The following is a 24,202-nucleotide window of genomic DNA, read 5'->3' as shown; positions in this document are numbered from 1 at the left end:
CTGCGACTACGTGGTATCAGGCAGCCTGGACGCCCTGGCGATCGTTCAGGTATTGCTTCAAGGTTTGCTGCTCTGCTGCTGTGGTGAAAAGGCCCAGCTTGGTACGCCGCCACAGAATATCGTCGGCCGTCAGCGCCCATTCTTCGTTGCGCAGGTAATCCACCTCGCGTGTGAACAAGCCACCGCCGATTGCCTGGCCGAGGTCCACCGGCCCTTGAACACCGTCCAGCAGTTGCCATGCGCGGCTGCCGTATGTGGTAGCCCAACGTTTGGCAATGTCCATGGGTAACCAGTGATGGCGTGCCAGCAACGCATCGACCAGCGCCTGTGCGTCGGTCATGTTCTCGCCGCCCGGTAGCGGGCTTTCAGCCGTCCAGCTGCCGCGCATCTCGGTGAAGAATGGCTTGAGCTCGCCCATTGCCGATTCTGCCAGCTTGCGATAGGTGGTGAGCTTGCCACCGAATACCGACAGTAACGGTGCCTGGCCATCGCCTGCGGACAGCGCAAGGGTGTAGTCGCGGGTCACGGCCGAAGGGTTGTCCGATTCGTCGTTGCACAGCGGGCGAACGCCGGAGTAAGTGTGCAGGATATCGGCACGGTTGATCTGATGGTTGAAATGCTGGTTCACCACCTTGAGCAGGTAATCCGTTTCTCCCTCGGTGATTTTCACTTGAGCAGGGTCGCCACTGTATTCGCGGTCGGTGGTGCCGATCAGGGTGAAACGTTCCAGATAGGGGATGCAAAAAACAATGCGCTGGTCTTCGTTCTGCAGGATGTAGGCATGTTCGCCCTCGTACAGGCGCGGAACGATGATGTGGCTGCCCTGGATCAGGCGAATGCCATAAGGCGCATCGAGCTTGAGGTCGTCCTTGATGAAGCTGGCGACCCATGGGCCGGCGGCGTTGACCAGGGCGCGGGCGCGAAGGGTCTGCAGGCTGCCGTCGGCGTGCTGCAGTTCAACCTGCCACAGGCCATCGACGCGCTCGGCGCGCAGGCAGCGGGTGCGCGTGTGGATGTGCGCACCGTGCTCACGGGCGGCCATGGCATTGAGCACCACCAGGCGGGCGTCATCCACGGCACAGTCGGCGTATTCGAAACCGCGGCTGATCGCTGGCTTGAGCGGGTATCCCGGGCCAAAGCGCAGGCTGCGCGAAGCGCCCAGGCGCTTGCGCTTGCCCAGGTGGTCATACAGGAACAGGCCAGCACGAATCATCCACGCAGGGCGCAGGTGCGGGCGATGTGGCAACACGAAGCGCATCGGCTTGACGATGTGCGGTGCCTTGGCCAGCAGTACTTCACGCTCGGCCAGTGCTTCGCGCACCAGGCGAAACTCGTAGTGTTCCAGGTAGCGCAGGCCACCGTGGATCAACTTGCTGCTGGCCGACGAGGTGTGCTGGGCCAGGTCGTCCTTTTCGCAGAGGAACACCTTGAGGCCGCGCCCAGCGGCGTCGGCAGCGATGCCCACGCCATTGATACCACCACCGATCACAGCGAGGTCATAGCAGTCGGCGAGTGGGGGCTGGGACGAAACGGGCTGGGACACGGGCAAGGCCTCCTGAGGCTGTTCACATCGAATATGAACATTTATGTTCGTTTACGAAAATACTAACGCAACAGAAAGCCCGTCGCCAGTCAGTCTCTATAGAAAAAACTGATCAGATGACAATAAAGTGAACATTTACGAAAATTGCGGGCCGCTTGGCAGCCCGCTTCGGCTCAAACCACTTCGAGGCGGATCTTGTACTGGTTGAGCAACTGAGTGAGGGCGGGGGTTGGCGCCTGGTCGGTCACCAGGCAATCGACCAGGCTGATCGAACCCAGGCGCACCATGGCGTTGCGCCCGAACTTGCTGGAGTCGGCGGCAAGGATCACTTGCCTGGCATTGGCGATGATCGCCTGGGATACCCGCACTTCCTGATAGTCGAAATCGAGTAGGCTGCCATCTTCGTCGATGCCACTGATGCCCACCAGGGCGAAGTCGACCTTGAACTGGTTGATGAAGTCGACGCTGGCCTGGCCAACCACGCCACCATCACGGCGCACCGTGCCACCCGCCACCAGCACTTCGAAATCGTCCTTGGCGGCCAGAATTGCAGCCACATGCAGGTTGTTGGTGATGACTTTCAGGTGGTTGTGGTTGAGCAGTGCCCGGGCAATCGATTCGGTGGTGGTACCGATGTTGATGAACAGCGAGGCGTGGTCGGGAATCTGCCGAGCCACGGCATCGGCTATGCGCTGCTTTTCGTCGCGCATCTGGTCGGCACGCATGGCGTAGGCAGTGTTCTCGATGCTCGAGTCGTAGGCCGCGCCACCGTGGTAGCGACGTAGCAGATTGAGCTCGGCCAGCTGGTTGATATCACGGCGAATGGTTTGCGGTGTCACGACGAACAGCTGCGCCATTTCTTCGATACTGACGTAACCGCGATCGCGCACCAGTTCGAGGATTTGTTGTTGGCGAGGGGGCAGATTCATGGGCGGTCCTTTGGGGCAGCCGGACAAATTCTGCAATAATGCCGTAGGAAGGGGATGACGGCCAGTAGACGATTGGGGCCGCGTGGCGGCCCCAACAAGCGTTATGCCTCGTGGTCTTCCCAGTCACGGGTTCGCTCGACCGCCTTCTTCCAGCCGGCATACAGCTTCTCTTTCTGCGTTTCGTCCAGCTGCGGGCTGAACTCGCGCTCGATGATCGCCTTGTCGCGCAGCTCGTCCAGGCCGCTCCAGAAGCCACAGGCCAGGCCCGCCAGGTAGGCGGCGCCCAGCGCCGTGGTTTCGCGCATCTGTGGCCGTTCCACGCAGGTGCCGAGGATGTCTGCCTGGAACTGCATGAGGAAGTTGTTGGCCACCGCACCGCCGTCCACGCGCAGCTCGGACAGGTGCTGGCCGCAGTCCTGCTGCATGGCGTCGAGCACGTCGCGGGTCTGGTAGGCGATCGATTCCAGCGCGGCGCGGATGATGTGGTCCACCTTCACGCCGCGAGTCAGGCCGAACAGTGCACCACGGGCATACGGGTCCCAGTACGGGGCACCCAGGCCGGTGAAGGCTGGCACCAGGTAGACGCCGTTGCTGTCCTTGACCTTGCTGGCGAAGTACTCGGTATCCAAGGCGTCGTTGACGATCTTCAGTTCGTCACGCAGCCATTGCACGGTGGAACCACCGTTGAATACCGCGCCTTCCAGCGCATAGGCCACTTCACCGCGTGGGCCGCAGGCAATGGTGGTGAGCAGGCCATGGGACGACTTCACCGCCTGGTCGCCGGTGTTCATCAGCAGGAAGCAGCCGGTGCCGTAGGTATTCTTGGCCTGGCCTGGCTCCACGCACATCTGGCCGAACAGTGCCGACTGCTGGTCTCCGGCGATACCGGCGATGGCGATGCCGCTCTTGGTGTGGCCGTACACTTCCGAGGACGGGCGCACCTCGGGCAGCATCTGCCGCGGGATGCCCAGGATTTCCAGCAGTTTGTCGTCCCACTGCAGGCTGTGGATGTTGAACATCAGCGTGCGCGAGGCGTTGGTGTAGTCGGTGACGTGCACCTTGCCACCCGAAAACTTCCAGATCAGCCAGGTGTCGATGGTGCCGAACAACAGTTCGCCACGCTCGGCGCGTTCACGGGCGCCTTCGACATTGTCGAGGATCCACTTCAGCTTGGTACCGGAGAAGTACGGGTCGGTGACCAGGCCGGTGGTTTCACGAATGTACGCTTCATGGCCGTCACGCTTGAGCTGGGCACAGATCTCGGTGCTGCGGCGGCACTGCCAGACAATAGCGTTGTACACCGGGCGCCCGGTTTCCTTGTCCCATACCACGGTGGTTTCGCGCTGGTTGGTAATGCCCAGCGCGGCGACCTGGGCGTGGCTGATACCAGCCTGGGCCAAGGCCTCGACCATGGTCGCGCTCTGTGTGGCGAAGATCTCCATCGGGTCGTGCTCGACCCAGCCCGCCTGCGGGTAGTGCTGGGCGAACTCGCGCTGGGAGGTGCCCACCACGTTGGCATCACGGTCGAAGATAATCGCCCGCGAACTGGTGGTGCCCTGGTCCAGGGCGATGATGTAGTGCTTGTCCTGGGTGTCTGTCATGGTCGTAGGCCTTGCAAAAAAAGGGTTCAGGGCTGGGCGTGATGCCGGCATCAATTGACTTGAGTATCGCCCTGGCGATTGTCATTTGTCTCAGGGTTCGCGGCAGGCGACATTGGCAAGTTGCGGGCAATCAGGCCGCGATACGTCGCGGCACCCAGGCAGGCGCCAAGGATCGGTGCGAACACCGGAACCAGGAAATACGGAATGTCCCGTCCGCCAGTGAAGGCGATTTCGCCCCAACCGGCCAGGAAGGTCATGAGTTTTGGCCCGAAATCGCGGGCCGGGTTCATCGCGAAGCCGGTCAATGGGCCCATGGCGCTCCCGATCACCGCAATCAACAGGCCGATCAGCAGCGGCGCCATGGCTCCGCGCGGCAGGCCGTTGTTGTCGTCGGTCAGGGCCATGATCACGGCCATCAAAATGGCCGTGATCACCACTTCGACCGCAAATGCCTGGCCGGTGGACAGGGACGGGTGCGGGTAGGTGGAAAACACCGAGGCCAGCTCCAAGCTGGCTTCACTGCCGCGCAGCATGGCGTGGGCTTGTTCGAAATCGAAGAACAGGTTGCTGTACAGCGTGTATACCAGCGCCGCGCCACAGAAGGCGCCGCACACCTGAGCCAGCATGTAGAAGGGCAGCTTGCGCTTGTCGAACCCGGCGAACAGGGTGAGGGCGATGCTCACCGCCGGGTTCAGGTGCGCACCTGAAATACCGGCACTGAAGTAGATGGCCATGCTCACGCCTACGCCCCAGATGATGCTGATTTCCCACAGCCCGAAGCTGGCGCCCGCGACCTTGAGCGCGGCGACGCAGCCGGTGCCAAAGAAGATGAGCAGGGCAGTGCCCAGGAACTCGGCCAGGCATTGGCTGGACAACGTGGGTTGGCGTAGAGCAGTCGTCATGTATGACCTCGTTTTTTTTGTTGTGAGGCGCGTGGCGCTCGACAGCAAAACCCGGTGTCTATCCCCATTGACCCCGGGCAGATGTAGGAATGCACCTTAAAAGTGCAGTGTTTATTCAGAAACGAAAAAATATAGACAAGAAACGCTGATGTCAAAGGTCGAAAGTGAACGACCAGTCACGATATGGTCGCTAAAATCCGCTTCGAATCCCCGTAGTAGAGGCGCGCGATTGTGGTGCGCTGGCTGGGATGTGGGATTTGTCCTAAAGTAGCCGCCGAGCCGTCCCAGACCGGAGCCCTTGCATGACCCCCGCCCTAGACCTGTTGAAGAAGCACCGCGCCGAGCACCGTGTGCACAGTTATGAACATGACCCCAAGTCGGCGTCGTATGGCCTGGAGGCGGCGGAAAAGCTCGGGCTCGACCCGCAACAGGTGTTCAAGACCTTGCTGGCTAGCAGCGAGAAAGGGGAGTTGCTGGTAGCGGTTGTGCCTGTGGTAGGTACCTTGGACCTCAAGGCCTTGGCCCATGCTGCCGGGGTGAAGAAGTGCGAGATGGCGGACCCTGCGGCGGCGCAACGGGCCACGGGTTACCTGGTAGGCGGTATCAGCCCGCTGGGGCAGAAGAAACGGCTGCGTACGTTCATTGACGAATCAGCGCAGAACTTCGCAACCATCCATGTCAGTGCTGGACGGCGTGGGTTGGAAGTGGAGTTGGCGGCGGCGGTGCTGGCCGAGCATACCCAGGGCAAATTTGCCGGCATCGGTCGGGGCTGAGATTTCTGGGCCGCAAGGCGGCCCCGAGATTTCGAATCAGGTCGCCGAACTGTACCGACGAACGCCATTCTCTTGCCGCGGCAATTGCGCCGCCACACTGCCCGGCACCGGGAACAGCACCAGGTGATCGGCCTTCACCGCAATCCCCACATTTTCGCCGACCTGATGGTCGTTATGGCTAGGGAAGATAGCCTCCAGCTGGCTGCCGGTAGGCAGTTGCAGGCGGTACAGGGTCGATGCCCCCAGGAAGCTCTTGCCGACGATGTTCGCCTGCAGTGAACTGCCGGGTGCATGCACGATATCGTCGGGCCGCAGCAGCACATCCACCGAGCTGCCTGGTGCCATGATGTAGGCACGGTTGCCGCGCAGTTCACCCAGCTCGGTATTGACGGCCTCATGGCTGCTCATCTGCCCACGGATGAAGTACCCCTGCCCAATGAAGCTGGCCACGAACGGCGTTTGCGGTTCGTGGTAAAGGTTGTAGGGCGTGTCCCACTGTTCCAGGCGGCCCTCCTTGAACACGCCAACCTGGTCGCTGACGGCAAAGGCTTCTTCCTGGTCATGGGTAACCAGGATGGCGCTGGTACCGCGGCTTTTGAGAATGTCGCGAACCTCATGGCTCAGGCGCCGGCGCAATTCCACGTCGAGGTTGGAGAACGGCTCGTCCAGCAACAACAACTGGGGTTCAGGCGCCAGCGCACGGGCCAGGGCGACCCGCTGCTGCTGGCCACCAGACAGCTCATGCGGGTAACGCCCGCCCAGGCCGCCCAGCTTGACCAGTTCCAGCATCTCTTCGATGACGGCGGCTTGGCGTGGGTGCTTGGCGATGCCGAAGGCAATGTTCTGCGCCACGGTCAGGTGCGGGAACAGCGCATAGTCCTGAAACACCATGCCGATGCGACGCTTTTCCGGGGCCAGGGTGAAGCCTGCACGGGATATGACTTCGCCGGCCAGCTGGATCTCGCCGTCGTGCACCGGTTCGAAACCGGCAATCGCGCGCAGCGTGGTGGTTTTCCCGCAACCGGACGAACCGAGCAGGCAACCAATGTCGCCTGCGTTCAGGTGCAGGTTGAGATTCTGGACGATGCGCTGATCGCCATAACCGCAGGCGAGGTTGCGCAGGTTGAGCAGTAGGGGTTGACTCATGCGTGGTGGTAAGCCGGTTCTACAAGGAATTCGAGAAGCGCCTTCTGTGCATGCAGGCGGTTTTCAGCCTCGTCCCAGGCGACCGACCGTGGGTCGTCGAGCAGGTCCTGGCTGATTTCCTCGCCACGGTGGGCGGGTAGGCAGTGCATGAAGAGGACATCGGGTGCCGCCAGGTCGAGCAGTTCGCGAGTGACCTGGTAAGGCGCGAAATGCGCCAGGCGCCGTGCAGTTTCCTCCTCCTGACCCATGGAAGTCCAGACATCGGTGACCACAAGGTGTGCATCGCGCACGGCTTGCTTGACATCACGGATGATCTGCACGCGGTCACCGCCCAGCGCCATGAAGCGTTGATCCGGCTCGTAGCCTTCGGGGCAGGCGATGCGCAGCTGGAAATCGAACTGCCTGGCGGCTTCGATATAGGAGTTGCACATGTTGAAGCCATCGCCGATCCAGGTCACGGTCTTGCCCTGGATCGAGCCGCGGTGCTCGAGGAAGGTCTGCATGTCGGCCAGCAACTGGCACGGGTGCGACTCGTCGGACAGGCCATTGATCACCGGCACGCGCGATTTGGCAGCGAACTCGGTCAGCGTGCTGTGGGCGTGGGTACGGATCATCACCACGTCAAGCATGCTCGACAGCACGATGGCACTGTCGCCGATCGGCTCGCCACGGCCCAGCTGGGTGTCGCGCGGGGACAGGAAGATGGCCTGACCGCCAAGCTGGATCATTCCGGCTTCGAACGACACGCGGGTGCGGGTGGAGGACTTCTCGAAGATCATGCCCAGTACGCGGTTCTTCAGCGGCTCGAACAACACGCCTCGTTTGCGCAAGTCCTTCAGCTCGATGCCGCGGCGGATCACCCCGAGCAATTCGTCGGTGGTGAAGTCCAGCAGGGAGAGAAAGTGCCTAGCGCTCATGATTGACTACCTTATCTGCAACGGTATGCAGGTCGACCGTATGGTTTTTTTTGACAACGGGAGTGACCTGCGGCGTAAGCCGCACGGGGCGGACGAAATAGGGAAAGGCGCAATACTATAAGTAAATGTCGCCTGAAGCCAAGGGGGGAAACAGTGGCCTGATTGCAAAGGGTGTTGCAAAGGGTGTCTTTACCCGTTGGCCCGTGCTGTTTTTTATTTGCTACACCAAGGTTGTACACGGCTTGCTGGCAATTTGGCAAATGGCTGTCGCAAATCGTGCGCCTGATGTCGGTGGATTCACGCGGCGAAGCGCACTGGCTGTGGGCTGGGGGTGAGCGCATAGTCACTGCTGGACAACAACAAGGCAGAGGCGGCCATGACCAAGACCCTGCATCACCGTGCCTGTCACCTGTGCGAAGCGATCTGCGGATTGAACATCGAAGTCAGTCACGAAGACGATGGGCGGGCGTTGATCAGCTCCATCAAGGGCGACCCGCTGGACCCGTTCAGCCGTGGCCATGTCTGCCCCAAGGCTGTGGCGTTGCAGGACATTCAGAATGATCCGGATCGCCTGCGCCAGCCACACAAGCGAGTAGGCGAGCATTGGCAGCCGATTGGCTGGGACGAAGCGTTCGCACTGGCTGCCGAGAAATTGTGGGCGGTTCAGCAAGCCCATGGGCGCAATGCCGTGGCGGTCTACCAGGGCAACCCGAGCGTGCACAACTACGGCTTGATGACCCACAGCAACTACTTCTTGGGCCTTCTCAAGACCCGCAACCGTTTCTCAGCCACGTCAGTGGACCAGTTGCCGCAACACCTGGTCAGCCACCTGATGTATGGCCATGGTCTGCTGCTGCCGATCCCGGACATCGACCATACCGACTTCATGCTGATTCTTGGCGGCAACCCGCTGGCCTCCAATGGCAGCATCATGACCGTGCCGGACGTGGAAAAGCGTCTGAAGGCCCTGCGGGCGCGTGGTGGGCGGCTGGTGGTGATTGACCCACGGCGTAGCGAAACGGCGGCAATGGCTGACACTCATCTGTTCATTCGCCCCGGTGGCGATGCAGCCCTGTTGTGCGGCTTGCTGAACACCCTGTTCGAAGAAGGCCTGGCGCGGGGCTCGCACTTACCGGTCAGCGGCCTGCAGCAGGTGCGCGAGGCCATTGCGCCGTTCAGTGCCGAGGCCGTGAGCGCCCACTGTGGTATTGCCGCAGCCGACATACGCCAGCTGGCAGGCGACCTCGCCGCTGCCGGGCGGGCAGTGTGCTACGGCCGCATGGGCGTCTCGACCCAAGCCTTCGGCACGCTCTGCCACTGGCTGGTGCAACTGATCAACCTGGTGACCGGCAACCTCGACCGCACAGGCGGCGCGTTGTGTACGGAGCCTGCCGTCGACCTGGTGGCGACCACCTCGGGTGGTCATTTCAATGCCTGGCAGAGCCGTGTGTCGGGCTTGCCCGAGTACGGCGGTGAATTGCCCGTGGCAGCCTTGGCCGAGGAAATACGCACGCCTGGCGAAGGGCAGGTGCGCGCATTAGTGACAGTTGCCGGTAACCCCGTGTTGTCGACGCCTAACGGCCGCCAGCTGGATGCGGCACTGGATGGCCTGGAGTTCATGCTCAGCATCGATCTCTACATCAATGAGACCACCCGCCATGCCGATCTGATCCTGCCCTCCACCTCGGCGCTGGAAAACGACCATTACGACAGCACCTTCAACCTGCTGGCCGTGCGCAACGTCACCCGCTTCAACCGGGCGATCCTACCCAAGCCGGAGGGGGCGCTGCATGATTGGGAGATCTTCGTCGGCCTGGCGCAGGCGTTTGCCAAGCGTGCCGAACTGGAGTTGAAACCCACCTGGGCGCCTGCGCAGATGATCGATCTGGCCCTACGCAAAGGGCGCTATGGTGAAGCAACGCCTTGGCAGCTCTCTCTGGAAACACTGGGCAACCATCCGCATGGGCTTGACCTTGGGCCGTTGCGCAGCAACCTTGCTGTACGCCTGGCGACTGCCAGCAAAACTGTCGAAGCGGCGCCCCAGGTGTTGCTGGATGACTTGCTCCGCCTGGCGCAAATGACGCCACCTGTGCCGGGCGAACTGCTGCTGATCGGGCGTCGCCATGTGCGCAGCAACAACTCGTGGATGCACAACTTCCATCGCCTGGTGAAGGGCAAGCCACGCCATCAGTTGTTGATGCACCCGCAAGACCTGCAGCAGCGCCAGCTGCAGGACGGCCAGCGGGTGCGTATCCGCTCGCGAACGGGTGAACTTGAAGTGGAGGTGCAGGCCTGCGAGGACATGATGCCCGGGGTCGTCAGCTTGCCCCATGGCTATGGCCATGGCCGTCAGGGCGTGCACATGCAGATCGCCCAGGCGCAACCGGGCGTGAGTGCCAATGACCTGACCGACGAGCGCTTTCGCGATCAGGTTTCCGGCAACGCTGCCCTCAATGGCGTGCCCGTGCAAGTAGAGGCCGCGTAAGCAACGGCAAGGCCGAGCACGCTGCTCGGCTTTCCGATACAATGCGTCACCGTGCCGACGACCGCGTCGGAAAGTTCAGCTGAGGTGCTAGATGGATATCATCGATACGATCAAAGAGCAGATTGCCAACAACACCATTCTGCTTTACATGAAAGGCTCGCCGAATGCCCCGCAGTGCGGGTTCTCGGCCAAGGCATCGCAGGCTGTGATGGGTTGTGGCGAAAAGTTCGCCTACGTCGACATCCTGCAGAACCCGGAAATCCGCGCCAACCTGCCAAAATACGCTAACTGGCCGACGTTCCCGCAGCTGTGGGTAGCCGGCGAGCTGGTTGGCGGTAGCGACATCATGCTGGAAATGTTCGAAAAGGGTGAGCTGCAAACCCTGATCAAGGAAGCGGCTGCCAAGGCCAAGGCTGCTGAAGCCTGATCTTCCGGCAAGCATAAAAAAACCCGCTGATCGCGGGTTTTTTTATGCGGCGAATAATTACTCTTCGCCCATCTGCGACTGCAGGTAGTTTTCGATACTGATCTTGTCGATCAACCCCAGCTGGGTTTCCAGCCAGTCGATGTGTTCTTCCTCGGACTCGAGGATGTCTTCGAGCATGTCACGCGAGCCGAAGTCACCGGCGGTTTCGCAATGAGCGATGGCTGCTTTCAGGTCGGCCAGGCCTTTCTTCTCCAGCTTCAGGTCGCACTCGAGCATTTCCTTGGTGTGCTCGCCGATCATCAGCTTGCCCAGGTCCTGAACGTTCGGGATGCCTTCGAGGAACAGAATACGCTTGATCAGTTTGTCAGCGTGCTTCATCTCGTCGATGGATTCCTTGTACTCGTGCTTGCCGAGTTTGTTCAGGCCCCAATCTTCGTACATGCGTGCGTGCAGGAAGTACTGGTTGATCGCGACCAGCTCGTTTCCGAGGATCTTATTGAGATGCTGGATGACGCTTACGTCGCCTTTCATTTCGGGTTCCTGCCCTGTAGAAGTGTGCCAATACACTGAAGTTTGAGCCCGATACTTAGGAGTGTCAAACCTAAGTTGTTGAATAATAAGTGAAAATTAATAGGAATAAGAATGTTTGTGAACCGCGTTGGAACGCTAACTTATTGAATTTCGGGCATAAAAAAACCGGACACAGGGTCCGGTTCTTCAAATTCTGGGCGTTCAGGCCGCGGTAAATTCTACAGGGTAGGGCAGGGATGCCTGGCTGACCTGAAGCTCGGTCAGGGTCTCGCGGACCACCTGTTTGGCCAGGCAGGCGCATTTGCCACACTGGCTGGCGACATTGGTCGCGGCTCGCACTTCCTTGTAACTGCAGCATCCTTCATAGATCGCATCGCGGATCTGTCCGTCGGTAACGCCGACACAAAGACACACATACATAAGGGCTGACCATCGCGGGTTGAGTCGATGGGTGGAGCTTAATGTTAATGAGAATGCTTGTCAAAGGACTTTCTGGAAGGGCCGTGCTTGAGCGACCGGCGGTTGCTTTGTCGATGGAGTCGGCCTGTCATCAGAAGCCGTGTATGATGGTCGGCCTTTGTTTGGATGTCGGGCAGGCCCGTCTGGCCCGGCAAACGGTTTTTCACCCTCATCAGGAGATTACAATGAGCGTACTCGTTGGTAAGAAAGCCCCCGATTTCACCGTTCCGGCCGTGCTGGGCAATGGCGAGATCGTCGACAGCTTCAACCTGGCCTCGGCCATCAAGGGCAAGTACGGCCTGGTGTTCTTCTACCCGCTGGACTTCACCTTCGTCTGCCCGTCCGAGCTGATCGCTCTGGACAACCGTATCCCAGACTTCCAGGCGCGCAATGTGGAAGTGATCGGCGTTTCGATCGACTCGCACTTCACTCACAACGCCTGGCGTAACACCCCGGTCAACAACGGCGGCATCGGTCAGGTCAAATACACCCTGGCTGCCGACATGACCCACGAAATCTGCAAAGCCTACGACGTTGAGTCCGAAGGCGGTGTGGCCTTCCGTGGCGCCTTCCTGATCGACACCAACGGTGTTGTCCGCTCGCAGATCATCAACGACCTGCCACTGGGCCGTAACATGGACGAGCTGCTGCGTCTGGTCGACGCTCTGCAATTCCACGAAGAGCACGGCGAAGTTTGCCCTGCCAACTGGAAAAAAGGCGACAAAGGCATGAACGCTTCGCCAGAAGGCGTTGCTGCCTACCTGAGCGAGAACGCTGGCAAGCTGTAATTGCCACTCGCATAAAAAAACCGGCCTTCGTGGCCGGTTTTTTTATGCCTGGACTTCAAGGCTTCCAGTGCCTGTCCTGGCTCTTTGCCGCTCCTACAGGAGTGTGCATTCCCCTGTAGGAGCGGCCTTGTGTCGCGAAAGGGCCGCAAAGCGGCCCCTGGATTTCAGATCAATCGTTGAAATCACGCCAGCCGCCCATTTCCTTCCAGCGGTTGACGATGCCGCAGAACAGCTCGGCCGTCTTCTCGGTGTCGTAACGCGCCGAGTGCGCTTCACGCCCGTCGAAGTCGATGTCGGCGCTCTGGCAAGCCCGCGCCAGTACCGTCTGGCCATACGCCAAGCCTGCCAGTGTGGCGGTGTCAAAGCTGGAGAACGGGTGGAATGGGTTACGCTTCAGGTCATTGCGCGCCACTGCCGCATTGAGGAAGCCGAGGTCGAAACTGCTGTTGTGGCCAACCAGAATCGCCCGTTTGCAGCCATTGGCCTTGAGCGCCTTGCGCACGCCACGGAAGATGTCGGTCAGCGCGCTTTCTTCGCTGACCGCCATGCGCAGTGGGTGGTCCAGCTTGATGCCGGTGAATTCCAGCGCGGCCGCCTCGATATTGGCGCCCTCGAACGGTTCCACCCGATGGAAATAGGTGTGCTCGGGGAACAGGAAACCCTTCTCGTCCATGCCGATGGTGACGGCGGCAATTTCCAGCAGAGCGTCGGTAGCGCTGTTGAAACCACCCGTTTCAACGTCCACCACTACTGGCAAGTAGCCACGGAAGCGCTCGGCCATCGGGTGACGCGAGCCACTGCTGCCTTGGGCGTCCAGGTCGTCTTCGTAGAGGTCTTCGCTCACGCGTTTTCCTCCAGCAGGCGCCAGCGCAGTTTTTCACCGGCGCGCAGCGGGACTACGGTTTGCTCGCCAAAAGGCAGGCTGTCTGGGGCTGTCCATTCTTCGCGGACCAGCGTAATGGTGTCGGTGTTTGCCGGCAGGCCGTAGAAGGCCGGACCGTGCAGGCTGGCGAAGCCTTCCAGCTTGTCCAGTGCCTTACGTTGCTCGAACGCTTCGGCGTACATCTCGATGGCCGCATAGGCGGTGTAGCAACCGGCACACCCGCAGGCGGCTTCCTTGGCATGACGGGCGTGAGGTGCCGAGTCGGTGCCGAGGAAGAACTTCGGGTTACCGCTGGTAGCCGCGTCCAGCAACGCCACCTGGTGGGTGTTGCGCTTGAGAATCGGCAGGCAGTAGAAGTGCGGGCGAATGCCGCCGACCAGCATGTGGTTGCGGTTGTAAAGCAGGTGCTGGGCGGTGATGGTCGCACCAACGTTGGCCGGGGCCTCGGTGACGAACTGCGCGGCATCGCTGGTGGTAATGTGTTCGAAAACCACTTTCAGCGTTGGGAAACGCTCGACCACACGGCGCATATGCTCATCGATGAAGCGCTTTTCGCGGTCGAACACGTCGATCTCGCTGCGGGTCACTTCGCCGTGCACCAGCAGTGGCATGCCGACTTCCGCCAGCGCCTCGATGGCGGGGAAGATGTTGTCGATGCTGGTCACGCCTGAATCGGAATTGGTGGTGGCGCCGGCCGGGTACAGTTTGGCCGCGTACACGATGCCGCTGGCCTTGGCCGCACGCACGTCCTCAGGGCTGGTGCGGTCGGTGAGGTACAGCACCATCAGTGGCTCGAAGCGGCTGCCAGCCGGGCGGGCGGCCAGGATGCGCTCACGGTAGGCGCCAGCCTCGGCGGCATTGCGCACCGGCGGAACCAGGTTGGGCATGATGATGGCACGGGCGAAGGTACGCGCCACATCGCCAACGGTGTGGGGCAGGACGGCACCATCGCGCAGATGGATGTGCCAGTCGTCGGGGCGCAGGAGGGTCAGGCGATCGGACATTGGGGATTCCAGGCGGGTCGAACTCAAGCCCCAATCGTACCGGAAAACCCTGGGGCGAGCACGGCTATCAAGTTTTCCGGGCGGCGTCCGATAGCCTGCAGGTAAGCCGTCAGAATTTGTGGAGCCGCCCGTGCGCCAGCGTTACCTAGCCCTGTTGACCCTGTTCGCCAGCCTGCCGGCCGGCGCACTGACTTTCCAGACGCGCATGGAGAACATCGCCTGGAAGGTCGAGGGTGATCAGTTCGAATGCCGCCTGATCCAGCCGATCGAAGGTTTCGGCAGCGGAGAGTTCGTGCGCCGGGCAGGTGAGCAGCCAGTGTTCCAGCTGCGTTCGGACAGCAACGTACTGGGGGCAGGTACCGCCAGCCTGCTGGCGGCGGCGGCGCCATGGCAGCCTGGACGTGGTGATATCAACCTGGGCAGTGTGCGCATGGCCCGTACCGGTGTGCTGTTCAGTTCGTCCCAGGGCCAGGCCAGCCGCCTGATAAACGGTCTTCTCGACGGGCGCAGCACAGTGGTGCGCAATTACGCCGGTGAGGCCGGCAGGCCAATGGAGGTGCGCGTGCTGCCGGTCAGCTTCGCCAAGGCCTACAGCGACTACCAAGCCTGTGCCGGCAAGTTGCTGCCGATGAACTTCGACCAGGTTCGCCAGACCCAGGTAGGCTTCCCGGGGGGCGGCACCGAGCTGGATGCGTCGGCGCGTGCACGGCTGGATGTGATCCTGGATTACATGAAAGCCGACCCGACGGTGAACCACATCGAGCTTGACGGCCACTCTGACAACAGTGGCAACCGGCTGACAAACCGTGACCTGTCACGCCGGCGCGCGCTCGCGGTGGCCGATTACTTCAAAGCCCATGGCGTGGCGGAAGAACAGATCATCGTGCGCTTCCATGGTGAGCAATACCCATTGGTGAAGAACAACAGTGCTGCCAACCGGGCGCGTAATCGACGGGTGAATATCGAGCTGGATCGGGTTACGGTAGTTGTGAAACCGGTGGAGAAACCTGCCGAAAAAGCCCCTGAACCAACTGCATTAGCGCCAGCTGCCAAGTAATCTGCGCGCCTGTCGGGAATTGATCGCTGCTACAGGCGCCGTCGCCCTTGCGAAAGTTCCTGTCGCTTTGTCGTCAGAAGCTGTCGCCCCACTGTAAATTTGTGCGCAAGGCCGTTAGAATCGATGCCTTTCCGTACAACCCCGTGGAGTGATGGCATGGCGGACGTAAAAAAGGTCGTACTGGCGTATTCCGGCGGCCTTGATACTTCGGTGATTCTCAAGTGGCTGCAGGATACCTATAACTGCGAAGTGGTGACCTTCACCGCTGACCTGGGTCAGGGCGAAGAGGTCGAGCCGGCCCGTGCCAAGGCCCAGGCAATGGGCGTTAAAGAGATCTACATCGACGATCTGCGCGAAGAGTTCGTGCGTGATTTCGTATTCCCGATGTTCCGCGCCAACACCGTCTACGAAGGCGAGTACCTGCTGGGTACTTCCATCGCCCGTCCGCTGATCGCCAAGCGCTTGATCGAAATCGCCAATGCAACCGGTGCTGACGCCATTTCCCATGGCGCCACCGGCAAAGGCAACGACCAGGTACGTTTCGAGCTGGGTGCCTATGCGCTGAAGCCAGGCGTCAAGGTCATCGCTCCATGGCGCGAGTGGGACCTGCTGTCCCGCGAGAAACTGATGGACTACGCCGAAAAGCACGGCATCCCGATCGAGCGTCACGGCAAGAAGAAGTCGCCGTACTCGATGGACGCCAACCTGTTGCACATCTCCTACGAAGGCGGTGTCCTGGAAGATACCTGGACCGAGCACGAAGAAGAGATGTGGCGCTGGAGCGTCTCGCCCGAAAACGCCCCAGACCAGGCTACCTACATCGAGCTGACCTACCGCAACGGTGACATCGTTGCCATCGACGGCGTCGAGAAATCCCCGGCCACCGTGCTGGCCGACCTGAACCGTATTGGTGGTGCCAACGGCATCGGCCGTCTGGACATCGTCGAGAACCGTTACGTCGGCATGAAGTCGCGTGGCTGCTACGAAACCCCTGGCGGCACCATCATGCTCAAGGCCCACCGTGCCATCGAGTCGATCACGCTGGACCGCGAAGTTGCTCACCTGAAAGATGAGCTGATGCCGAAATACGCCAGCCTGATTTACACCGGCTACTGGTGGAGCCCGGAGCGTCTGATGCTGCAGCAGATGATCGACGCTTCGCAGGTCAACGTGAATGGCGTTGTGCGCCTGAAACTGTACAAGGGCAATGTCACCGTGGTTGGCCGCAAGTCGGACGATTCGCTGTTCGATGCCAACATCGCCACCTTCGAAGAAGATGGCGGCGCCTACAACCAGGCGGACGCTGCCGGCTTCATCAAGCTCAACGCGCTGCGTATGCGCATTGCTGCCAACAAGGGCCGTTCGCTGCTCTGATTGCTGGCTTGTGCAATAAAAACCCCGGCTCAGGCTGGGGTTTTTTTATGCGCGAAGAATATTCAAGGCATTGAGCTGGAGTGGTTCGCAACATCGTCCTCAAGTGCACTGATCGACAGTTGCGCACACTGGCGTTTTTCCAGGTTGTAAAAGCGCCAGGTTCGCGTTGGCACGGGCGGTTGGGCAAGTGCATGCAAGAGTTGTTGCTCCATCAAACGATAGGCGTCCGGGCCGGAGAACATGAATGTGACCGGTTCGCCCTGAACCACTTCATGTTTATCATCGGCCATGGCGGGTGTGGCCACACTGTTCGGCGCTGGCGTATTGTCGTGTGTGGATCTGTTGGGTGAAGGGCTGTAGAACGACTTGTAATTGAAGTTGAGCGTCAGAAAAAACAGTGCCGTCAGAAAGAATGGAAAGCCTACCAGGAACCAGGTGTAGAGCTTCTGGCTGGATTCGCTAAGAAACGGCAATGTGGCAAGTGCGGAGGCTTCGATAATCCCCGCGAAGATGGCAATGATCGTCAGCGGGGCGACAGGTTGAGCTTGGGGCATGTGGGCCGTCTCCTGCGGTTTCGCCCATCTTTACCTCACACGGGTACTCAACTAAAGACAGGAGTGTTTTCCGAGTGCGGAATAATCGCCATTACGCATCGTTGCTTTGCTTTTTCAACATGTTTGCGCTGGCGTTTCTTCGGCTTAAGCTCAGTTTTCAACTGGTGGGTTTTTGCAGGTGGGTGATACCTTCAATCCAGGTGACAAGGTATTTGCTTGTTACAGTCATAGTCGTGATGTGTAGGAAATTTCTGTAAGCGTTGTAAGTTTTGTCTGTCCATGAGTTTCGCCGGGAAATCACCGCGCCAGCAAGCGCCCTGTCGGTTATCTTGGCGTGCCAAAGCAATAACAATGAATGGATATCGCATGAATAAAGTGCTTATCGTGGATGATCACCCGGTCATACGCCTGGCCGTACGCATGCTGATGGAGCGGCATGGGTATGACGTTGTGGCGGAGACCGACAATGGGGTGGCTGCGCTGCAGCTGACTCGGCAACACCTGCCGGATATCGTGGTGCTGGATATCGGTATACCGAAACTGGATGGCCTGGAGGTGATCGCCCGCATGGCCACCTTCAGCCCGGGCAGTAAGGTACTCGTGCTGACGTCGCAGGCCCCCGGCAATTTTTCGATGCGTTGCATGCAGGCGGGGGCGGCAGGTTACGTGTGCAAGCAGCAGGAGCTTACCGAGCTGCTTAGCGCCATCAAGGCCGTGTTGTCGGGTTACAGCTATTTCCCCAACCAGGCGTTGCATGCGTCACGTGGCAGGGGCGCAGCTAGCGAGGCGGATATGGTCAATCGCCTTTCGGCGCGTGAAATGACGGTGCTGCAGCAACTGGCGCGGGGGCGTTCGAACAAGGAAATTGCCGACAGCATGTACCTCAGCAACAAGACGGTTAGTACCTACAAGTCGCGGCTATTGCTCAAGCTCAATGCGCGCTCGCTGGTAGACCTGATCGAGCTGGCGCAACGGCAAGGTCTTAGCTGATCGCCAGGCCTGGAAGCCTCCCGCCAGGAGGCTTTGCCAGGGCTGCATGTCCTACAGGTCGTAGTCGAAATCGGCCAGCTGCTTTTGCAGGCGCCGTTCTTCCAGCATGTTGTCGATGGTGCGGCGTTTGCTCAGGTTGGTCTTTGCGGTTTCTACCTGGGGCTCCGCGTCATCGTCTGCGGCAACAAAATCATCTTCGATCGACAGGTCGTCTTTGTCGGTACTCATGAGTCGCTCCAAGCCAAGGGGCCATTGGCCGTCCTTATAACCAGAAAGCAGACGCTGGTAAAAAAGATTTTTTCAATCGTCAAGCGTGGTTTCTAGCTATCGGCTCAATCGTCGGAGGTTTTGTGCTTGTACTCGCACAAATCTTCGATCCTGCAACTGCCGCACCTTGGCTTGCGCGCCTGGCACACATAACGTCCGTGCAGAATCAGCCAGTGGTGGGCGTCTAGCAGGTAATCTTTTGGTACGAACTTGACCAGTTTCTTTTCCACTTCCAGCACCGTTTTGCCTGGCGCAATTCCCGTGCGGTTACTCACCCGATAGATATGGGTATCCACTGCCATGGTCGGTTGACGGAATGCGGTGTTGAGGACCACGTTGGCGGTCTTGCGGCCCACGCCAGGCAGCGCCTCCAGCGCTTCACGGGTTTGCGGTACCTCGCTGCCGTGGCGCTCGATCAGAAGCCGGCAGGCTTCTATGACATTCTTGGCCTTGCTGTTGTAAAGCCCGATGGTCTTGATGTACTCGCTAAGCCCTTCAACGCCCAGGGCATAGATGGCCTCGGGGGTGTTGGCGACGGGGAACAGGCGCGCTGTGGCCTTGTTGACGCCGACGTCGGTGGATTGCGCGGACAGCGTCACGGCGACCAGCAGTTCGAACGGGGTGGTGTAGGCCAGTTCGGTCTTCGGGTCGGGGTTGTCTTCGTGCAGCCTGCGAAAAATCTCCAGGCGTTTGGCGGCATTCATGAAATCAGAGCTTTCCTTGACGACGTGGGTGGGCTGAGCCCGGACGCAAGCGATTGTACAAGGCCAGCAGCAGTCCGAGCAGTAGCAGGGCGCCGGGGGCCAGGCTGGCCAGGTGCAGGTCGGCAAAATTGGCCAGCCATTGGCGGCTGGCGCCAAGCAGCAGGCAGCTGGCAAACACCGCGCCGAGGTGCACGGCGAGTACGCGCCAGCGCTGTTGGTCCGGCAGCAGGAGGTCGCAGGCCAAACACTGCAGGCACAACAAGGCGGGATAGAAGCCGAGCGCCAGTGCCAAAGGCAGCGACCAGGCAAGCAGCGCCATTTGCAGGCAGCAGGCCAAGGCGGCCAGCAACAGAAGGCTGGCCAGCGCGTAGGCCCAGCTGGCCAGACGCGGACGCAACGGTGCCAGCAACAGTTGGTGCATGCCCCCCATCACTACCGCACACAAGCCGATGGTGGCGCCCTCGGTCAGGGTGCGGGTGGCGCCCAGCATGGGCACCAGGCTTACGGCCAGCAGGCAGAATCTATTCATGCGTGGCGTTCTCCAGCAGTACGCTGCGCTGCTCGTCAAAATAGCTCAGCGCCTCCTGCAATGCGGCGATCACTGCCCGCGAGGTCACGGTCGCGCCGGCCAATTGGTCAAAGTCGCCGTGGTCCCGCTTCAGCGCCCAGTGGTCGTTCAATTGGCGGTTTTCGAACTGCCCCAGCCAGTGCAGTTGCGGGTCGCCTACGCGTGCCCCCAGCCCAGGGCTTTCCTGTTGTTCGACCACCTGGCTGCCGATCAGCCGGCCGTCTGTGGCGATGGCAACACTCAGCACAATCGGCCCGGCATAGCCTTGGGTTTGCGTGACCACGATAATAGCGCTTGGCTTGCCCGCCAGCGTGGCACGGTAAGCCGCCAGGATGTGACTGTTGGGCCGCTGTGCGGCGGGCCTCGGTAGCGGGTTGTCCAGTGGCTGGTTGTCAAAACTGCCCTCGGGCAGCACTGCCAGGCGTTGGCGGCTTTGCAGTTGCTTCTCGGCGCTGGTGATGGCTGGGCCGGTCCAATGCCGCCACGCGAAAGTGGCAGACACTGCCAATACGCCAGTCAGCAACAGCAGGCCCACATCATGTGCCAGGCGCTTCATCGGGTAGCCTGCTGGCGCTGCGTGGCCAGGCGCTCGAGCGTCGGCGCCACAAGGTTCATCAGCAAGATGGCGAACGCAGTGCCATCCGGGTAGCTGCCCCAGGTACGAATCAGGTAGATGAGCAGCCCTGTTCCCAGGCCGAAGCACAGCCTGGCCCATTCGTTCCTGGGGCCGGAAACTGGCTCGGTGGCAATGAAGAAGGCTGCCAGCATGGTCGAGCCGGAGAACAGGTGCAGCAAGGGCGAACCATTGGAGTCCGATCCCGAACCGTTCCAGCCCAATAAACTGAATACGAACAGCCCTGCCAGCAAGCCCGCCGGCGCATGCCAGCTGATTACCTTGCGCTGCAACAAGAACAGGCCACCGAGCAGGAATGCCAGGTTGACCCATTCGCTTCCTGCACCGCCAATGCTGCCGAAGCCCGGATGGCTGGCAAACAGCTCGTCGATGGTCAGGCTGCGGTTGTGGCGCAAGCCGTCGAGCAGGGTTGGCCGGGCCCAGGCATCGACCTGATCGCCCCCGGCGAACACTTGCTGCAGGCTGTCGAGCAAGCCCGGGGCCGGCCCTGGCCAATGGTTCATCTGCAACGGAAAACTCAGGAGCACAAAGGCATATCCGACCATGGCCGGGTTGAACAGATTTCGCCCAACCCCACCAAAGGCCTGCTTGCCGATGCCGATGGCAGCACTTGCCGCGATCACCGGCAGCCACCACGGGGCGAGCGTGGGCAGGGCGGCGGCCAGCAGCACGGCGGTCACCAGTGCACTGCCATCGTTTAGCGCCGTGCTGGGTGATTGGCCGCGCAACGCCAGCAGCGCCGCTTCGCACAGGAGTGCCGCACTGGCACACAGCAACAGGTTCAGCAGCATGCCCCAGCCATGCAGCCATAACAGCGTCAGAAGGCCGGGCAAGCAGGCCAGCAAGACCAGGCCCATGCTGGTACGTAGCCGCGGGTCGGGACTGTTGATCATTGGCCGAACATTCCGTTGAAACCGGAAAACGCCATGGCCATTACCCCGGCGCCGATCAATTCGATGGGCAGGCCGCGCAGTACGCCAGGGATGTCGGCATGGGCACTGCGTTGGCGCAGATCACTGAACACCATCAGCGCCAGCCAAAAGCCTCCTCCTGCCAGCAAGGCTTGCAGCAGCGTGGCTGACCAGGGGCTGTCGTCGCTTGCCTGCTGCAGGCCCAGCCCCAGCGCCAGGGCATTGCTCGACAGCAGCGCTGGTAACCCCACTACGGGCCAGGCCGGGCGCCACTTGGCCATTAGCCAGGGCAGGCCCCAGGCAAGCAGTGCCAGCCAGGGCAACAACAGGAACAGAGCAAGATCATGGATGTGCAGCGGGGCAAGTACCCCGCGCAGCAGCTGTGCGCCGATCACGCCCAAGGCGATGCACAGCGCACCAGCCAGCCCGTGTACATGCAGATGCGGCCTGGAGAAAGGCTGTTGCAGGAGGCACAGGTGATTGACCAGCGCGGCGCTTATCAGGACCAGGATGTAGTCATTCATGAGATGAAGATAGCCGGGAATCGGGAGGGACGGCCGGCAATCGAGGTACAGAAAGAACTGCCCCGGCACGAGGGCCGGGGCAGAGGGGTTACTTGATGCGCTGGCCTGGCTTGGCGCCGCTGTCCGGGCTCAGCAGGTAGATTTCTTCACCGCCAGGGCCGGCAGCCATGACCATGCCCTCGGACACGCCAAAGCGCATCTTCCGTGGCTTGAGGTTGGCCACCATCATGGTCAGGCGGCCTTCCAGCTTGGACGGGTCTGGGTAGGCCGACTTGATGCCGGAGAACACGTTGCGGCGCTCGTCACCGATGTCCAGGGTCAGTTGCAGCAACTTGTCGGCACCTGCCACGGCTTCGGCCTTGACGATCAGCGCCACGCGCAGGTCGACTGCCGCGAAGGTATCGAACTCGATCTCCGCTGACAACGGGTCCTTGGTCAGCTCGCCATTGCCCGCTGGTGCCTTGGCTTGCGTAGCCAGCAGGTCTTCCTTGCTGGCTGCGACCATGGCTTCGACCTTGGCCGGCTCGATACGGCTCATCAGGGCCTTGAACGGGTTCAGTTTGTGGTTTTCCAGGCGCGACAGGTGGTCGCTCCAGGTCAACGGGGCAACGTTGAGGAACGCCTCGGCGTCGGCGGCCAGCGCCGGCAGTACCGGCTTGAGGAAGATCACCAACTGACGGAACAGGTTGATGCCTTGGGCGCAGATGGCCTGTACTTCATCCTGCTTGCCTTCCTGTTTGGCCAGCGACCACGGGGCCTTGTCGGCGATCCAGGCGTTGGCGCGGTCGGCCAGCGCCATGATTTCGCGCATGGCGCGGCCAAAATCACGGGCTTCATAGGCTTCGGCGATGGAGGGTGCGGCCGTCAGGAAGGCTTCGGTCAGCTCAGGCGCGGCATCACCGCTTACCATCACACCTTCGTTGCCCTTGTGGATGAAACCTGCGCAGCGGCTGGCAATGTTGACCACCTTGCCGACCAGGTCGGAGTTGACCTTCTGCACGAAGTCTTCCAGGTTCAAGTCCAGGTCGTCGACGCCACGGCCCAGCTTGGCCGCGTAGTAGTAACGCAGGTATTCCGGCTGCAGGTGGTCAAGGTAGGTACGGGCCTTGATGAAGGTGCCGCGCGACTTGGACATCTTGGCGCCGTTGACGGTCAGGTAGCCGTGCACGTTGACCGCGGTCGGCTTGCGAAAGCCCGCGCCTTCGAGCATGGCAGGCCAGAACAGGGCGTGGAAGTTGACGATGTCCTTGCCGATGAAGTGGTACAGCTCGGCCTTGGAGCCTTCGCTCCAGAAGGCGTCGAAGTCCAGCTCCGGGCGGCGCGCACAGAGGTTCTTGAAGCTGGCCATGTAGCCGATTGGCGCATCCAGCCAAACGTAGAAGTACTTGCCCGGCTCGCCCGGTATTTCGAAGCCGAAGTACGGCGCATCGCGGGAGATATCCCACTCCTGCAGGCCGGAGTCCAGCCATTCGGCCAGCTTGTTGGCTACCGCGTCCTGCAGGGTGCCGCTGCGGGTCCACTGCTGCAGCATGGCCTGGAAGTCGGGCAGCTTGAAGAAGAAGTGCTGGGAGTCACGCAGTACCGGTGTGGCACCGGAGATCGCCGACTTGGGGTTTTTCAGTTCGGTGGGTGCGTAGGTGGCGCCGCATTTTTCGCAGTTGTCGCCATACTGGTCTTCGGCCGCGCACTTGGGGCAGGTGCCCTTGATGAAGCGGTCGGCCAGGAACATACCCTTTTCCGGGTCGAAGTACTGGGTCACCGAACGGGTGGCGATGTGCCCGGCTTCACGCAGGCGCGTGTAGATCAGGCTCGACAGCTCGCGGTTTTCTTCGCTGTGGGTCGAGTGGAAGTTGTCGAAGTCCACCAGGAAGTCGGCGAAGTCGCTGCTGTGCTCGGCCTGGACATTGGCGATCAGCTGCTCCGGTGTGATGCCTTCTTTCTCGGCACGCAGCATGATGGCGGAGCCGTGGGCGTCATCGGCGCAGACGTAGATACACTGGTTGCCGCGCATTTTCTGGAAGCGGACCCACATGTCTGTCTGGATGTACTCGAGCATATGGCCTAGATGGATCGATCCATTGGCATAGGGCAGGGCGCTGGTGACGAGAATCTGACGTGGCTCGGACATGGTGGCTCGGCTACTTATCTGGCTACGGGGTAAAAATGAGGGTGATCGGCCACTATAAAGGGCTGGCGAAGATATTTCACCCCGCAAGCGCATCTGCTGACGA

General features: G+C 60.8%; 25 protein-coding genes. 7 read left to right on the top strand and 18 right to left on the bottom strand.

Going from position 1 to position 24,202, the window contains the following annotated elements; genetic code table 11:
* Positions 1–16: 16 nt before the first annotated feature.
* The 4 genes from glpD to DM807_RS02420 form a co-directional block, all read right to left on the bottom strand.
* Positions 17–1,543, bottom strand: a complete 1,527-nt coding sequence (gene glpD, locus DM807_RS02435; protein ID WP_179027021.1) for a glycerol-3-phosphate dehydrogenase — start codon at positions 1,541–1,543, stop codon at positions 17–19.
* 173 nt (positions 1,544–1,716) lie between these two features.
* The gene (glpR, locus tag DM807_RS02430) at positions 1,717–2,472 is read right to left on the bottom strand and encodes a DNA-binding transcriptional repressor GlpR (protein ID WP_012273894.1); all 756 of its coding nucleotides are present in this window, start codon (positions 2,470–2,472) and stop codon (positions 1,717–1,719) included.
* A 101-nt stretch (positions 2,473–2,573) separates the two neighbouring features.
* Entirely contained in the window at positions 2,574–4,073 is a 1,500-nt protein-coding gene (gene glpK, locus DM807_RS02425) for a glycerol kinase GlpK (protein ID WP_012273893.1), read from the bottom strand.
* 50 nt (positions 4,074–4,123) lie between these two features.
* On the bottom strand, positions 4,124–4,975 hold the full coding sequence (locus tag DM807_RS02420) for an MIP/aquaporin family protein (RefSeq protein ID WP_012273892.1): 852 nt from the start codon (positions 4,973–4,975) through the stop codon (positions 4,124–4,126).
* A gap of 302 nt (positions 4,976–5,277) precedes the next feature.
* On the opposite strand from DM807_RS02420, the gene ybaK reads away from it, so the two are divergent.
* Entirely contained in the window at positions 5,278–5,748 is a 471-nt protein-coding gene (ybaK, locus tag DM807_RS02415; protein WP_012273891.1) for a Cys-tRNA(Pro) deacylase, read from the top strand.
* A 36-nt stretch (positions 5,749–5,784) separates the two neighbouring features.
* Here the strand turns inward: ybaK and DM807_RS02410 are convergent, their stop codons facing one another.
* Together DM807_RS02410 and argF are read right to left on the bottom strand one after the other, a co-directional pair.
* The gene (locus tag DM807_RS02410) at positions 5,785–6,894 is read right to left on the bottom strand and encodes an ABC transporter ATP-binding protein (protein WP_179027020.1); all 1,110 of its coding nucleotides are present in this window, start codon (positions 6,892–6,894) and stop codon (positions 5,785–5,787) included.
* Positions 6,891–7,811: an ornithine carbamoyltransferase gene (gene argF / locus DM807_RS02405; RefSeq protein WP_012273889.1), complete on the bottom strand. Its 921-nt coding sequence runs from the start codon at positions 7,809–7,811 to the stop codon at positions 6,891–6,893. The genes DM807_RS02410 and argF overlap by 4 nt, the downstream gene beginning before the upstream one ends.
* A 376-nt stretch (positions 7,812–8,187) precedes the next feature.
* On the opposite strand from argF, the gene DM807_RS02400 reads away from it, so the two are divergent.
* Both DM807_RS02400 and grxD read left to right on the top strand, forming a co-directional pair.
* Positions 8,188–10,296, top strand: coding sequence for a molybdopterin-dependent oxidoreductase (locus DM807_RS02400; RefSeq protein ID WP_179027019.1), 2,109 nt, complete (start codon positions 8,188–8,190; stop codon positions 10,294–10,296).
* Between the two features lie 91 nt (positions 10,297–10,387).
* Positions 10,388–10,723: a Grx4 family monothiol glutaredoxin gene (gene grxD / locus DM807_RS02395; RefSeq protein ID WP_012273887.1), complete on the top strand. Its 336-nt coding sequence runs from the start codon at positions 10,388–10,390 to the stop codon at positions 10,721–10,723.
* Between the two features lie 57 nt (positions 10,724–10,780).
* Here the strand turns inward: grxD and bfr are convergent, their stop codons facing one another.
* Positions 10,781–11,254: a bacterioferritin gene (gene bfr, locus DM807_RS02390; RefSeq protein ID WP_012273886.1), complete on the bottom strand. Its 474-nt coding sequence runs from the start codon at positions 11,252–11,254 to the stop codon at positions 10,781–10,783.
* A gap of 201 nt (positions 11,255–11,455) precedes the next feature.
* Positions 11,456–11,674, bottom strand: a complete 219-nt coding sequence (locus tag DM807_RS02385) for a bacterioferritin-associated ferredoxin (protein ID WP_012273885.1) — start codon at positions 11,672–11,674, stop codon at positions 11,456–11,458.
* A 224-nt stretch (positions 11,675–11,898) separates the two neighbouring features.
* Here DM807_RS02385 and DM807_RS02380 point away from each other — a divergent pair, with 224 nt between their 5' ends.
* Entirely contained in the window at positions 11,899–12,501 is a 603-nt protein-coding gene (locus tag DM807_RS02380; protein ID WP_012273884.1) for a peroxiredoxin, read from the top strand.
* A 169-nt stretch (positions 12,502–12,670) separates the two neighbouring features.
* Here DM807_RS02380 and rnt read toward each other — a convergent pair whose 3' ends face one another.
* Entirely contained in the window at positions 12,671–13,282 is a 612-nt protein-coding gene (gene rnt / locus DM807_RS02375; RefSeq protein ID WP_225917480.1) for a ribonuclease T, read from the bottom strand.
* A gap of 59 nt (positions 13,283–13,341) precedes the next feature.
* The gene (gene pyrC / locus DM807_RS02370) at positions 13,342–14,388 is read right to left on the bottom strand and encodes a dihydroorotase (RefSeq protein ID WP_179027018.1); all 1,047 of its coding nucleotides are present in this window, start codon (positions 14,386–14,388) and stop codon (positions 13,342–13,344) included.
* A gap of 130 nt (positions 14,389–14,518) precedes the next feature.
* On the opposite strand from pyrC, the gene DM807_RS02365 reads away from it, so the two are divergent.
* Together DM807_RS02365 and DM807_RS02360 are read left to right on the top strand one after the other, a co-directional pair.
* Entirely contained in the window at positions 14,519–15,445 is a 927-nt protein-coding gene (locus tag DM807_RS02365; RefSeq protein WP_060493332.1) for a flagellar protein MotY, read from the top strand.
* Positions 15,446–15,601: 156 nt separating this feature from the next.
* The gene (locus DM807_RS02360) at positions 15,602–16,819 is read left to right on the top strand and encodes an argininosuccinate synthase (protein ID WP_060493331.1); all 1,218 of its coding nucleotides are present in this window, start codon (positions 15,602–15,604) and stop codon (positions 16,817–16,819) included.
* Positions 16,820–16,881: 62 nt separating this feature from the next.
* On the opposite strand, the gene DM807_RS02355 is transcribed toward DM807_RS02360, so the two are convergent.
* Positions 16,882–17,373 (bottom strand): hypothetical protein, encoded by a 492-nt coding sequence (locus tag DM807_RS02355; RefSeq protein WP_060493330.1) that lies wholly within the window; start codon positions 17,371–17,373, stop codon positions 16,882–16,884.
* A gap of 366 nt (positions 17,374–17,739) precedes the next feature.
* On the opposite strand from DM807_RS02355, the gene DM807_RS02350 reads away from it, so the two are divergent.
* On the top strand, positions 17,740–18,363 hold the full coding sequence (locus tag DM807_RS02350; RefSeq protein WP_012273878.1) for a response regulator transcription factor: 624 nt from the start codon (positions 17,740–17,742) through the stop codon (positions 18,361–18,363).
* Positions 18,364–18,414: 51 nt separating this feature from the next.
* Here DM807_RS02350 and DM807_RS02345 read toward each other — a convergent pair whose 3' ends face one another.
* From DM807_RS02345 to metG, 7 genes are all read right to left on the bottom strand, one after another.
* Positions 18,415–18,591 carry a PA3496 family putative envelope integrity protein gene (locus DM807_RS02345; RefSeq protein ID WP_012273877.1) on the bottom strand — a complete coding sequence of 59 codons (177 nt, stop codon included), beginning with the start codon at positions 18,589–18,591 and terminating at the stop codon, positions 18,415–18,417.
* 104 nt (positions 18,592–18,695) lie between these two features.
* Positions 18,696–19,334 (bottom strand): endonuclease III, encoded by a 639-nt coding sequence (gene nth, locus DM807_RS02340; protein ID WP_012273876.1) that lies wholly within the window; start codon positions 19,332–19,334, stop codon positions 18,696–18,698.
* A gap of 4 nt (positions 19,335–19,338) precedes the next feature.
* Positions 19,339–19,863, bottom strand: coding sequence for a hypothetical protein (locus DM807_RS02335; protein ID WP_012273875.1), 525 nt, complete (start codon positions 19,861–19,863; stop codon positions 19,339–19,341).
* Positions 19,856–20,458, bottom strand: coding sequence for an RnfABCDGE type electron transport complex subunit G (locus DM807_RS02330; RefSeq protein ID WP_179027017.1), 603 nt, complete (start codon positions 20,456–20,458; stop codon positions 19,856–19,858). Before DM807_RS02330 ends, DM807_RS02335 begins: the two co-directional genes overlap by 8 nt.
* Entirely contained in the window at positions 20,455–21,429 is a 975-nt protein-coding gene (locus tag DM807_RS02325; protein ID WP_012273873.1) for an RnfABCDGE type electron transport complex subunit D, read from the bottom strand. Before DM807_RS02325 ends, DM807_RS02330 begins: the two co-directional genes overlap by 4 nt.
* Positions 21,426–21,971: an Rnf-Nqr domain containing protein gene (locus tag DM807_RS02320; RefSeq protein WP_179027016.1), complete on the bottom strand. Its 546-nt coding sequence runs from the start codon at positions 21,969–21,971 to the stop codon at positions 21,426–21,428. The genes DM807_RS02325 and DM807_RS02320 overlap by 4 nt, the downstream gene beginning before the upstream one ends.
* An 88-nt stretch (positions 21,972–22,059) precedes the next feature.
* Complete coding sequence (metG, locus tag DM807_RS02315) at positions 22,060–24,099, bottom strand: methionine--tRNA ligase (protein ID WP_179027015.1); 2,040 nt, start codon at positions 24,097–24,099, stop codon at positions 22,060–22,062.
* Positions 24,100–24,202 lie beyond the last annotated feature (103 nt).

The sequence above is a fragment of the Pseudomonas hunanensis genome, from assembly GCF_013393325.1.
GTDB classification, from domain to species: domain Bacteria; phylum Pseudomonadota; class Gammaproteobacteria; order Pseudomonadales; family Pseudomonadaceae; genus Aquipseudomonas; species Aquipseudomonas putida_P.
The sequence above is the reverse complement of the archived record's forward strand: the minus strand, read 5'-3'. Positions and strand labels throughout refer to the sequence as shown.